Origin of the sequence: Pseudomonas sp. JAI111 (assembly GCF_024809425.1) — a bacterium.
Lineage (GTDB): Bacteria > Pseudomonadota > Gammaproteobacteria > Pseudomonadales > Pseudomonadaceae > Aquipseudomonas.
Map to the genome: position 1 here is coordinate 398,036 of NZ_JANUCB010000001.1, position 12,172 is coordinate 410,207.

A 12,172-nucleotide genomic window follows, 5' to 3' on the forward strand; every position below is an offset into this window, starting at 1 on the left:
CGCCTACTGCCCTTCTAAGCGTTTTTCGAGCTCTGCTCGCCCAAAAACCTTTTGTTTTTTCTTCAACCCACCGCGGGAAATTCTTTCCCGCACGGGACAGGTTTCTTCGCGCCTTCAACGGAGGTACACCATGTCCGATTTATTCACATCAGAAACGCTGAACACGCTGCGCTTGCCCGTTGTGTTTACTCCAGACGCGTGGCAACACGCAGTATTGCTCGATGGTTCAAATCATCCTGAAAAGCTGCAGCTCGATAGGCTGAGCAACGTGGTACGCGCAGCCTTCAAAGCTCACCTGGCCGATCCAAACGCACCCTACGTGGTGTTCGAGGTCGCCAAGTTAGCCTCAGCGAGTGATGCAGATCATGAACCATTGCTGCGACTGAGCCTCAGTCTGCTTCAGGCATCAGACCAACCTGACGCCTTACTGATAGCGCTTGCGCAAGAGCAGCCACGCTGAGCGCAAACGACCATACCCGGCTACTGATCCAACTCAGCTGTGCGCAGTCCTGCACCAATCCAACCAAAACCCACCGGGGAACACTCCCCGACGGGCGAGGCGTTCCTCCGCTTTTTCGAGGAAAATGCCATGCGCAATATTTACCAAGACGTGACTGACAAAATCGTTGCCGCGTTAGACCAAGGCGTAGCCCCCTGGATCAAACCCTGGTCCTCAAGTGGCTCAGCCGACGTCCGTCAACACCAACCCTACCCCATCAACGCCATCACGCAGCGTCCCTATTCGGGCATCAATTTACCGTTGCTCTGGGCCGAGGCTAGGTTGCAGGGGTTCACTCAAGATCGCTGGCTGACCTTCAATCAAGCCAAAAAAGCCGGCGGGCACATTCGTAAGGGTGAGCACAGCACCCTGGCAGTGCTCTACAAGCCGATGGAGCGCGAGGAACAGACCGAGTCAGGTCAACCCGTACTGGATGAAAACGGTCAGCCCAAGGTCGCCCACTTTGGCATTCTCAAGACGCATTTTCTGTTCAACATCGAGCAAACGGAGGGACTCGAAACGCTCAACGAAACCGTGCTCGAGACAGAACCGAGCGATCCCTTCTTCCCCAACAGTGCTGCCGAAAACCTGTTGCTAAGTTCGGGCGCGCATATCATTCATCGATTTGCCGACGAAGCCTTTTACCACCCGATCAGGGATCTCATCCAACTGCCGACAAAATCGCAATTTCACGATCAAGGTGGATACTACGCCACTGCACTTCACGAGCTGACGCACTGGACCGGACACCACTCTCGATTGCAGCGCGAAGGCGTGACCTCTCCGTGTCCATTTGGCTCGCCAGGCTATGCATTTGAAGAGTTGATCGCCGAAATGGGCGCCGCTTTTTTATGTGCCTACGCCGGTATACGGGGAGAGCTTCGGCACGAGGGCTATATCGACTCCTGGCTCGGCCTGCTCAAGGCTGACAACCGCGCGATTTTCCGCGCCAGTGGCCAGGCCCGATGCGCTTCGGAGTATGTGCTCAACCTGGAGCAACAACGGAAGCAGACGGTAATGGATGACTCGCGATGCATGAACGATGGAGCTTGATCGTCACCTCACCGCTGCACACGCTTGATAGGGTCCAACACGAGTTGGACCCTTTTTCTATGTCCAGAAAAATCCCCACACTGCGGAGCTCTGACGCAAGAACATGAAGTAATCCCGTAACCGCAGTACACCTTTACGTATCCAGATTCTCAGCCAGGTAATCCACCAGCTCGAGTGGACTTCGGCTGTCGATCACCTTGTAGATCAGATCGCGTTTGCTGCGCGGCAGCTTCTTGACCACGCTCTTCGCCGAAGCCCTAACGGCTTCGTCTGTTCCATGGATACGTGCCGCGAGCAGCAGTATGAGCGTGGCGTCTGTGAGGTTCATGGCAAGACCCAATAAAATTCGCACCGCAGTGTACCGACACTTTCCTTTTTCGTACCAGCATGCGTATCCAACAAAACGGTACCAGGACATATCGATATTCCGATTGCCGCACAAAGGGAAACGCGTCAAAAGGACCGGTAAGGGTTGGAAGGGAATGGGGAGTCAAGGGTAAGAGCCCTATCCGAAAAGGCTAAAAGGCCACTGACTCTGCCAGTTCCCGGGAGGACCATGATGCTCAGTCTGTTTCGGCACAAAAGGCAAAAGCCTCCTCCGCCACCAACCGTAAACGTCGCCGATGGGTACCTGTCCATCGAATCGTCCCAGAGCTTGTTAGCAGCCGAGCATCGCCGCCAGTTGCTTGATCGCATTTGGCAGTACACCGCCCTCTCCCATCCGCAATTCAGCCAGCTCTATTTAAATCCGATCCATCGGTATGCCGAGCTGGTCCAGCAGCTTCCAGCCAGCGAGACGCACCACCATGCTTATCTTGGCGGCATGCTCGACCATGGGTTGGAGCTGGTCGCTTGTAGTTTGAAATTGCGTCAGTCGTATCTGCTTCCCACCGGCGCCGCACCCGAAGACCAAGCTGCCCAGACCGACGCCTGGTCCGCTGGCATCGCCTATGGCGCGTTGCTCCATGACATCGGCAAGATCGCCGTGGACCTGCTGGTCGAACGCCAGGATGGCCGTGTTTGGCATCCTTGGCAGGGTTCCCTGGATCTGCCGTATCGTTTCCGCTATCTCAAGGGGCGCGACTACTACTTGCACGGCGCGGCCGCAGGCTTGCTCTACAACCAGATTCTCGACCGGCCAATCCTCGATTGGCTCAGTGGATTTCCGCCACTGTGGGCCAATCTGCTGTATGTCCTGGCGGGCCAGTACGAACGTGCCGGCGTGCTCGGTGAGTTGGTGATGCAGGCCGACCGCGTTTCCACCGCACAGAACATCGGTGGTAACCCGAGCAAGGCGCTGCAAGCACCGATTCATTCGCTGCAACATCACTTGATCAACGGACTGCGTCATCTGGTTCAGCACGAACTGAAACTCAACCAGCCAGGTGCCGCGGGATGGCTGACCCAGGACGCGCTTTGGCTCGTCAGCAAGACGGTCACGGACAAGCTGCGAGCCTATCTGCTGTCGCAATCGATTGAGGGCATTCCCTCATCCAACCTCGCGGTGTTCGATGAGCTGCAATCGCATGGATTGGTGGAGTCCACGCCGGAAGGCAAAGCCATCTGGACCGCGCTAGTGGTTCAGGGAAACTGGCAGCAGAGCTTTACCTTTTTGCGCCTTCAACCGGCGTTGATTTGGGGGAGCGAAGACCGACCTGAGGCATTTAGCGGAGCAGTGAGCATTGCGGCTCATGAACACTCAGCTGACACCCCGCTACCAACATCAGCGCCCGAGACAGTCAGTGCAGGATCAGGTCAAAGCCAACCGCAGCCGGCCCCCATGGCGCTAGAGGATGCCGATTATCTCGGCTCGCTGCTGGACATGTTCGAGTTGGACGAGCCCGAGGCCAATGATGCACTGTCGGAAAGTGCTGACGATACTTCAACGCTTCAATCGGATAACCCGGGCCAGGTATTCCTGAATTGGGTTAAGGAAGGCATTCTCAGCCACAAACTGATCATCAACGACAGCAGGGCTAAAATCCACACGGTGGATGGGAGCGTATTTTTGGTCACGCCTGGCCTCTTTCAACGCTATACGCAGGAATTCCCCGGTATCTCTCAGGGCGCCTGCCAAGAGATCGAAGAGTGGCGTTGGGTGCAAAAGCAGTTCGAGAAGCTAAAGGTCCACAGGAAGCGAGACAACGGTTTAAATATCTGGACATGCCAAGTGCAAGGCCCTAGGAAGAAAACAACCTTAAAGGGGTACTTGATTGAGAGTCCGAAGCATTTTTTTGAATTGATACCACCCGACAACCTTTTTCTTAAAATCGTAGAACATTAAATTTCCGCGGTACCACGGCGTTATGCGCTTTCGCCCAAACGCAGCCTTTCACTCTTCAGCAGCGCCAAACCCACTCCAAAGCTACACTGACTTGATCTCAGTTAGGCGACCGCTCGAATGTGTCGCCTCCTCCCTATGGTGTGACTAGGGCCGCCAAGATCCCTCGTCGCAAATGGCTACCCAATGATGTTAATGTGCCTTAATGTCACTTTCAGCATAGGCAAGGAATCTCATGCTTAGTCACACATCAAGGCACCTTTCAAAGGGTACAGAAACCATGGGGAAGTGAAACTTTGAGCTTACTCCCAGTAGCAAGCGATCGCCAAAGTGCGGTACGCCTTCTCGCCTGTATTGATGCCGCCTCCACCAATGTCACCAATGACGCTTGGGGAGCTGACGTAGTAGCAATTCTACGCGCGCAATCACGATTGCAAGCATTAGATTTCTGGATGCGCAACCCTGACTACCTTGCGAACGAATTGCTCATCGAGTTCGAGAGCACAAACGAACAATCCCTGCTAGATCTCGCCCAAAATATACTCGACTCGCGGGAACCGGATCTTCGTCGCCTACCTATGATTCGCTACCACTTTGGCGCATTTGAGCCCCTGGACAATGCGCTATCAATCCTCTGTTCCGCAGGACTCGTACGCATCCGCCGACAGGGTGTCCCTGGGCATGTTCGAGAACATGTCTATTTGTTGACCGCTCAGGGACGGCAAGCGATGACAGATTTGGCGGAAAAGGCTGTAGAAATCTCTTGGTACAAGGAGCGAGCCACGGTCGTTGCAAGAGTCGCTGGCGATACCGGGGGGAAAGCTCTGAAGGATCGTCAGTACCTTCAAGCCGAGTACGCCGACACTGAACTCAAGCACATCATCGCGCCCATAACGGATCGTGTTCGCAATCGCTTGAACGAAATTATGCAGGGACAAACCGCATGACCATGAGCTGGCTTGAAACTGTATCCAACCGTGCTGGTCTCTCCGTTGAACAGGCCGAAGCCTCGTTGCATAGACGAGGCATCTCCGCAGACAGGGCCACTCGCCCGACGCCAACTCTGACTATCACTAGTGTCAAATTCCGGGGGAAAAAGCAAGGGAAGCTGACCGATCCGATTGACTTCAGTTGGTCAGACCTCTCCTCCGGCGTCTGGGCGGTTACTAGTCACGGAAACACAGGGAAATCCAACCTGGTTGGTAAGTCCAGCGTACTAGAAATTATTCTTTGGTGTTTGCGCGGCGAGCCTAAGGGCCTGCAGGACGACGTGCGCAGTTGGTTAGACTGGGTTCGGGTCAGTTTCAACCTGGATGAACGGCAGTACGCCGTAGAATTTGATGTCACTAACAAGAAGCCAAACGGCGCACTCATAAAGTGCCGACCGGATGGAGCATTCGACGAGGTCGACCGGTTCAGCAGCGACGAGGGATTCGCTGCAGCGATGTCCAGATTCATGATGAACACCTTCGATCTAGACCCCATTCCCTCCAGACAGAAGAATGATGAAGGCGGCATCACTATCTCTCATGGATGGACCGCTCTTTCCGGCGGTCTCTATTTCGGCGGTGACCACAAGGTTCTGTTGGGAGATGTCGTCATGGGTGGTCTTCCCGCACGAATGCTCCAACTTTTTGTGGGCCTGCCATGGGCGAGTACCGTCATGCAGGCGGCAACCGTGAAGAAAGAACTGGAGCAACAGCTCGAACATGCCAGCCGCATCACGGGTGCCGCCTCAGACCGAACAAGCCTGTCACGGGAAAGAATCGCCTCCGATCTAAAAATCGCGCGTGAGGTGCTTAAGTCAAGCAGTTCAGAGTTGGTCACCGCGCAATCACTGGACAGACTTTCCGTCAAAATATCTGATCTATCCACACAGACACTTGCTCTTGAGCAAAGCCTCGTAAACGCGACGATAGAAATCTCAACCCTTCAGAGCACCGCAGACGCTGATGAGCGTGCACTACGAAACCTACGAGAAAATCTGGTCACAACAGCATTTTTCAATGGCCTGTTACCTAGCAGCTGCCCCCGTTGTGAGACAGCCGTTCCCAAGGAGCGGATCCGCCGTGAAGGTGAAGATCAGAGCTGCTCTCTTTGCTCCGAGCCCATCATGCTGGATTCGGATGATCCCAGCGATGCAATTGAGGAAGCTAACGACCGCTTTGCTCTATCAAGCAACGCCCTGACCAATGCCAAGTCGTTGCTCAAACAGCTGGAGTTCAATCACAAGAAAGTCGAAACAGATTTGAAGAGCGCAAAAGGTGAGCTAGACGCAGCTACGAAAAGCAACGCATTCCAACAACGCCGTGATGCGGAATTGGTAATAGCACGTCTAGAAGGCGCACTTCAGGAATACAACACTCCACCTGTCGGGCATCAACCTCCAGAAGACATAGTGCTGGTCAGCATCGCACACGATGAAGCCAAGTTAGCCTTCGATGCCAGCAAAGGAGATCTCCTTGAAAAACTCAACCAAGAAATCCTTCGACTGGGAAATGCTTTCGGAGCGTTAGGCTTGGAACACATTCAACTCAGCTCAGAATCGCGGATGAGTGTTATCAAGGGTGGCCAAAAAACGTCATTCAGCAAATTAACGCCTGGCGAACGACTGAGGCTGCGTATCGCCACAGCCATCGCACTGCTGCGCATCGGTCAAGAGTGCGGAGTTGGTCGCCATCCGGGGCTACTGATCATCGATTCGCCCGGCGCAGAGGAAACCAGCGAAAGCGATCTCGCAAGCTTACTGCAGGAGCTGCGCAAGGTGGCAGATGAAACCGCTGGATTGCAGATACTGGTCGCCAGCGCCAATGCTCCTTCTGTTATCAGTGCGTTGGGAGATGAGAGATGTCGTGTAGCCCCGGAAGGTGGTTATGTCTGGTAGTCACTTGGACCACGCCACCGTATCAGTCCTAAGCCTCATTGAGGATCATCTTGGATCGGGGACTTCAATAACCGTTTCTTCTCTAGGAGGTGTAAGAGCCATTGAATCCGAAGCTGACATTGTGGCAAGAGCACCTTACCTGGATGTATTTGCCTGCTTAGCAAGCGAAGCCGAACTCCAGGATACAGAGGTGCTTGATGCACTACTGCTTCGTGGATTCGCCGAAACCGACAACGCCAGCTCATTTAGGGACGCCGCTAACACTGTTATTAGCAGCTCCTCTCTACGTGAGAGGATATCTGCTCGACTGACGAAAGCTTTGGAACTGCGGGTAGAGAACCGCTCCGAGCCAATGCAGAATCTTCTCGCTGCCTACGCGCTAGAGGCGCTATTTCGACTTGCATTGACAGGTGTCATAAGCAAATTTTCGCCCTTGAGAATTATGGCTAGTCTAGATTCCGATCCCGATCCCGATGGAATCTTTGCGGCGCATGCAGCAAAGCTTACTGGGGCTGCCTTCCATGTATGGCGTGACGATGAGTTACTTGCCACACTAGATCGGTTACGCAATACGACAGAAGCCGAAGGGGAAGCCTCTTTTGAGCTTGGACTTGCCCACCTGTCACTAGCCTTAGATGCTGAATCTATCGACAAAGTGCTTTTGGAGTTGGAAACTGCATACACATTGCTCAAGCGAGCTCAACATACTGACGATGATCGCGCTGATGCGACCGCGTACTGCTTCGCCATTGATTTGGTTCGAGGCTTCTGGCGTGAGGCTTCTGAACTAGAACTACGCCCTTCCCTTCAGGGACTAACGAAAGCGGTCTCCGACCGAGCACGGCAACTCAATCGCTACCAGCTCCCAGATTGGTTAGAGACTCGAAGTGATCGTGATATCCAGTGGGCTAGACTGGTTATAGCCACACAGCGCGCGGCTTCGGATTTGCAGAAACCAAGCTGGCTAAAAGCTTGGTCAGTAATGGAACAGCTGTTGATCGTGTACGACGCAGACAGCTCATTTCAGACCCAAGGCGGTCTAGGCAGGCTACTCCAGCCCAGAATAGAAGCCAGTTTTGTTAGAGAACGTGGCCTCCTTGGACATCTCGACGAACTGCTCAGTGAAAACAGCTGGATGCAGGTACACGCCGACACATCAAACTTGCTGCGAGCACGCATCACCCAGCTGAAGGACGGCAGTGTGCCTGCGGGAAAGTCGTCAAGTGCCTCTCCTTATCCACAGCTGCTAAGGGCACTCAACTATGACAGGCTCCCTCCAGAAATTTCCGTTGCAGCGGCGGAAGCTCTGGAGCAAGCGCTATGTACGCGAATTGGGCGAGAACGTCGTATCGCGAACCCCATCGTCCAGAAGCTTCTTCGCGGTATGGCCACGGCACTGACTCAGTGCCTTGACTACGAAAATGAGGTTCGCGCAGATTTCGACGAGATGATGTTGCAAATCATCTTGTTCTGCCAAAGCAGACAAGATGCAGGAGTCAAAGAACTTGGTGACCGCGGAAATTACTTGCGTGACCCGGATGCTACCGAGTTCGACCTACAGAATGACCTGTGGCAATGGCTAGCCGGTAACTTTCCTTCCTGCGACCTGAAAACGGAGGTTGAAGGAGTCGCAACGGGCAGAGCCGATATCTATGCCGGCTTCGGTACCCATCGGCTCATAATTGAAATGAAGCGCCACCATGGCCATCTCGACAAGGATGCTGCTCGGAAATATTGCAACCAAGCTGGCGCTTATCAGAACACTAACGTGAAGTTGGGATTCCTGGGGGTTTTGGAAATCGTGGAGCGTAGCGATCCGCCTGCCAGTCTTGAAGAGTGCGTTTGGTATGAGTCGTTTGTTCCCCATGGCAGCCAAGTGACGCGCCACCTTGTCATTTTCCGAGTACCAGGAAATCTGCGATCCCCGTCCTCGCTATCCCCAAAGACCAACAAACCAAAGAAGAAAGTCTAAGCCGTGCCCTGTGAACCTAAAGAACTAAGTGAAGAATAAGTAGGATGCAAAGTTATCAAAATTCATTATTACTTAAACGAGCCGTAAGCGAACAGCCAACACACCTTCCGAGTTCCCAAATTAAGGACGATCCGCACATGATGCAACAGGTGGACCATGCCAGCGGCATCGTGATGTCTGCATGACGGTTCGACTCGAGGCTGCGATGGAACGTGGAATCTTCGTGCACGCAGAATTGCTGAACTACTGCCGCGCCGACGTTGCAGATACCTCATCCCTCCTTCCAAAAGATCGACTTAGTTCTTGGAGAGCCGGCATTGCTGTGCCTAGCTAAGTGCTCATCCCTCCAGAAATCTTATAAAGTGTTAGAAATACGTCTGCTTCGGTCACGCCGAGCAGGTATTCAAAGATGGTCATGAGGACGGTCTATGGCCGCCAAGGATGAGCAAATGATTGGTCGTGGGTCTGAATGGCGTCGCTGGGAACCGCACATCCATGCGCCGGGAACTGTCCTAAATAATCAGTTTGGCAGCGACTCCCCTTGGGATGTCTACCTCAAAAAACTTGAGACAGTCGCGCCGAAAATTGAGGCGCTGGCGGTGACTGACTATTACCTTACTGACACTTACGAAGAGGTGCTAAGGCAAAAGGCGGCTGGCCGTTTAAAAGATGTGCAGCTCATTTTTCCCAACGTCGAATTGCGTTTAGATGTCGCTGCAAAGTCTGGCTTCGTCAATTTGCATCTCCTAGTCAGCCCTGAAGACCCGAACCACGTCGCAGAACTGCACCGCATCCTTCAGCGCCTTCAGTTCCAGGCGCATGGCGATACCTTCAACTGCACTCGCCAAGATCTGATTTCGCTCGGGAAGAAAGCCGACACTAGCATTCTCGATGATCGTGCGGCGCTTTCGCACGGTGCCACGCAATTCAAGGTAAATTTTGACCAGCTTCGCCGCGTTATGCGAGAGAGCGATTGGGCGAAGACCAACATCCTCATCGCGGTTGCAGGCGCGACGGGCGACGGAACTTCGGGGTTGCGCCAAGCCGCAGACGCAACCATGCGTCAGGAGATCGAAAAGTTCGCCCACATCATCTTCTCAAGTAGTACGGCACAGCGCGAATTCTGGTCTGGTCGTAAGGGCGTGACGCTCGACCAGCTGAAGGAGCGATATGGCGGCTGCAAGCCCTGCCTCCACGGCAGCGACGCACACGACCAGAAAACCGTAGGCCAGCCGATTGAAGAGCGTTATTCGTGGATCAAGGGTGGTCTAGAGTTCGATGCCCTCCGCCAGGCTTGTATCGACCCCGAAGGTCGTGCTTATGTCGGCAGCGAATCGCCGTCCACGGCCATGCCTTCCCAAGTTATCTCGAACATAGCTATCGGAGACGCGAGTTGGGCAGCAACTCCGGACATACCACTTAATCCTGGGCTCATCGCAATCATCGGCGCGCGCGGCTCAGGCAAGACCGCGCTTGCTGACATGATTGCAGCCGGCTGTGACGCAATCACCCCAGGTAGCTGGAGTGCGAGCGCAAATATCAGCCCCTCATTTCTCGTCCGTGCCCGCCAGTTGCTTGGCCACGCGACTGCAACGCTGACATGGGGTGGAGGTGCTTCAGTCACACGCTTCCTCGACGGTCGCGATGCAAACGGTCATTTAGCCTTTCCCCGAGCGCGCTATTTGTCGCAGCAATTCGTAGAGGAGCTTTGCTCCTCTGCTGGCGTCTCCGATGGACTTATTGCGGAGATAGAGCGTGTGATCTTTGATGCCCACCCGCAGGATGATCTTGACGGCGCTATCGACTTTGCCGAATTAAGGGATTTTCGCACCGCCCGTTTCCAGCAGGCCAGAGAACGGGAGGCTGAGGCAATCGCCGATTTATCCGAGCGCATTGCCACGGAGATTGAAAAGGAAGCTGCTGTCACAGGCCTAGCGCTGCAAGTCACGCAAAAGACCGGCCAGATCAAAAGTTACAACGAAGATCTCGCCAAGCTTGTCGTAAAGGGAACTGAGGCGCAGGCCATTCGCCATACCCAGCTCGGACAGGCCGTGCAGACGCTGCGCGGCACGATCCAGGCCTACGGCAATCAGCGCCGGACATTCGTTGCTCTGCAGGATGAGGTCGTCAGCACTCGCAATACCAAGGCCCCCGAGCTGCTTCGCCAAGCCAAGGAGCGGCATGTTCTCAGCGGCCTCAGTCAGGAGCAATGGGATGAATTTCTGCTGATCTATAAAGGCGATGTCGATACGAGTTTGACCAGCTATGTCACATGGTCCGATCAGCAAATTGCAGCGCTCACAGGTCCGACCACTCCGACCAGCGACCTGAACACGCCGTTCTTTCCAGATACTGCTGACCTCTCCAAATTAACCCTCAATACGCTGTTGGCTGAAATGGCCCGGCTGGAGGTCCTACTAAGCGCCGACAATATCATTCGCGGTCAGTACTCCACCCTGTCAAAGCGCATCGCCCAAGAGAACGCCGCGCTCATTACCCTTCAATCACGCCTAGCCGACGCTCAAGGCGCTGGCGCGCGTCGTAAGGAGCTCCAAAGCGAGCGCGATGAGGCTTATGGCCGAGTATTTCAGGCGATCATCAATGAGCAGAATTCGCTCTCCGATCTTTATGGACCGCTGATGGCGCGCTTGAATGCGTCCACCGGCACACTTCGCAAGCTCGGGTTCTCGGTTCGCCGCGTCGTCGACGTTGCCACCTGGGGAGCTGTGGCTGAAGAAGACCTTCTCGACCGACGGAAGGCCGGGCCATTCCAAGGCCGCGGTGCACTAATCGCTCTGGCGGACACAACCCTACGATCAGCATGGGAAACAGGGTCGGCTGCCGACGTACAGGCAGCGATGGCGAACTTCATTTCGCTATACATGCGCGACCTTCTGAGCCAGGCCCCTTTTGGCCAGAATCAACAAGCAGAGTTTCGTGGTTGGTTGAAGCAGTTCGCGCACTGGCTTTTCGCCACCGATCACATCTCGGTGCGATACGAAATAGTCTATGACGGAATGGATATCCGCAAACTGTCGCCTGGAACGCGGGGAATCGTACTTCTCCTTCTCTACTTGGCACTGGATGATGCTGACGATCGGCCACTTATCATCGATCAGCCAGAGGAGAACTTGGACCCCAAATCTGTGTTCGAGGAGTTGGTCGCCCTATTTATCGCGGCCAAGGCCAAACGCCAGGTAATCATGGTCACGCACAATGCCAACCTTGTCATCAACACCGATGCGGACCAAATCATTGTCGCCGACGCCGGGCCGCATCCTGCTGGTGGGTTGCCCCCATTCAAATACACTTCTGGCGGCCTTGAGAACACTGCTATTCGCAAGGCGGTTTGCGACATTCTGGAGGGCGGCGAAGAGGCTTTCCGCGAACGCGCACGTCGATTGAGGGTTAGGCTGGATCGCTAACGGCTGCGGCATTGAGCTCTCGATGCGTAGATTGATTGTCCGATGTTTGGGAACAAAC

Annotated in this window: 8 protein-coding genes; 7 read left to right on the forward strand and 1 reads right to left on the reverse strand. The window is 54.5% G+C overall.

All coding sequences use genetic code 11. The features are described 5' to 3' along the window. The first annotated feature begins 130 nt into the window (after positions 1-130). Positions 131-460, forward strand: coding sequence for a hypothetical protein (locus HNR03_RS01920; RefSeq protein ID WP_259150397.1), 330 nt, complete (start codon positions 131-133; stop codon positions 458-460). Positions 461-589: 129 nt separating this feature from the next. Next, positions 590-1,552: an ArdC family protein gene (locus HNR03_RS01925; protein ID WP_259150398.1), complete on the forward strand. Its 963-nt coding sequence runs from the start codon at positions 590-592 to the stop codon at positions 1,550-1,552. 133 nt (positions 1,553-1,685) lie between these two features. On the opposite strand, the gene HNR03_RS01930 is transcribed toward HNR03_RS01925, so the two are convergent. Further along, a complete protein-coding gene (locus HNR03_RS01930) occupies positions 1,686-1,880 on the reverse strand; it encodes a hypothetical protein (protein WP_027912535.1) in 195 nt (64 codons plus the stop codon). Between the two features lie 231 nt (positions 1,881-2,111). On the opposite strand from HNR03_RS01930, the gene mobH reads away from it, so the two are divergent. The 5 genes from mobH to HNR03_RS01955 all read left to right on the forward strand — a co-directional run bounded on the left by mobH (position 2,112) and on the right by HNR03_RS01955 (position 12,114). Then, positions 2,112-3,836, forward strand: coding sequence for a MobH family relaxase (gene mobH, locus HNR03_RS01935; RefSeq protein WP_259152066.1), 1,725 nt, complete (start codon positions 2,112-2,114; stop codon positions 3,834-3,836). 293 nt (positions 3,837-4,129) lie between these two features. Continuing rightward, on the forward strand, positions 4,130-4,780 hold the full coding sequence (locus HNR03_RS01940) for a hypothetical protein (RefSeq protein ID WP_213569584.1): 651 nt from the start codon (positions 4,130-4,132) through the stop codon (positions 4,778-4,780). Further along, entirely contained in the window at positions 4,777-6,717 is a 1,941-nt protein-coding gene (locus tag HNR03_RS01945) for a hypothetical protein (RefSeq protein ID WP_259150401.1), read from the forward strand. The genes HNR03_RS01940 and HNR03_RS01945 overlap by 4 nt, the downstream gene beginning before the upstream one ends. Continuing rightward, positions 6,707-8,689 carry a hypothetical protein gene (locus HNR03_RS01950; RefSeq protein WP_259150402.1) on the forward strand — a complete coding sequence of 661 codons (1,983 nt, stop codon included), beginning with the start codon at positions 6,707-6,709 and terminating at the stop codon, positions 8,687-8,689. The genes HNR03_RS01945 and HNR03_RS01950 overlap by 11 nt, the downstream gene beginning before the upstream one ends. A gap of 449 nt (positions 8,690-9,138) precedes the next feature. After that, complete coding sequence (locus HNR03_RS01955) at positions 9,139-12,114, forward strand: TrlF family AAA-like ATPase (RefSeq protein ID WP_405046045.1); 2,976 nt, start codon at positions 9,139-9,141, stop codon at positions 12,112-12,114. The last annotated feature ends 58 nt before the right edge of the window (positions 12,115-12,172 follow it).

Coding starts and splice junctions, on each gene's coding strand:
- HNR03_RS01920 (WP_259150397.1), top strand. CDS start 131: ATGTCCGATTTATTCACATCAGAAACGCTGAACACGCTGCGCTTGCCC.
- HNR03_RS01925 (WP_259150398.1), top strand. CDS start 590: ATGCGCAATATTTACCAAGACGTGACTGACAAAATCGTTGCCGCGTTA.
- HNR03_RS01930 (WP_027912535.1), bottom strand. CDS start 1,880: ATGAACCTCACAGACGCCACGCTCATACTGCTGCTCGCGGCACGTATC.
- mobH (WP_259152066.1), top strand. CDS start 2,112: ATGCTCAGTCTGTTTCGGCACAAAAGGCAAAAGCCTCCTCCGCCACCA.
- HNR03_RS01945 (WP_259150401.1), top strand. CDS start 4,777: ATGACCATGAGCTGGCTTGAAACTGTATCCAACCGTGCTGGTCTCTCC.
- HNR03_RS01950 (WP_259150402.1), top strand. CDS start 6,707: ATGTCTGGTAGTCACTTGGACCACGCCACCGTATCAGTCCTAAGCCTC.
- HNR03_RS01955 (WP_405046045.1), top strand. CDS start 9,139: ATGATTGGTCGTGGGTCTGAATGGCGTCGCTGGGAACCGCACATCCAT.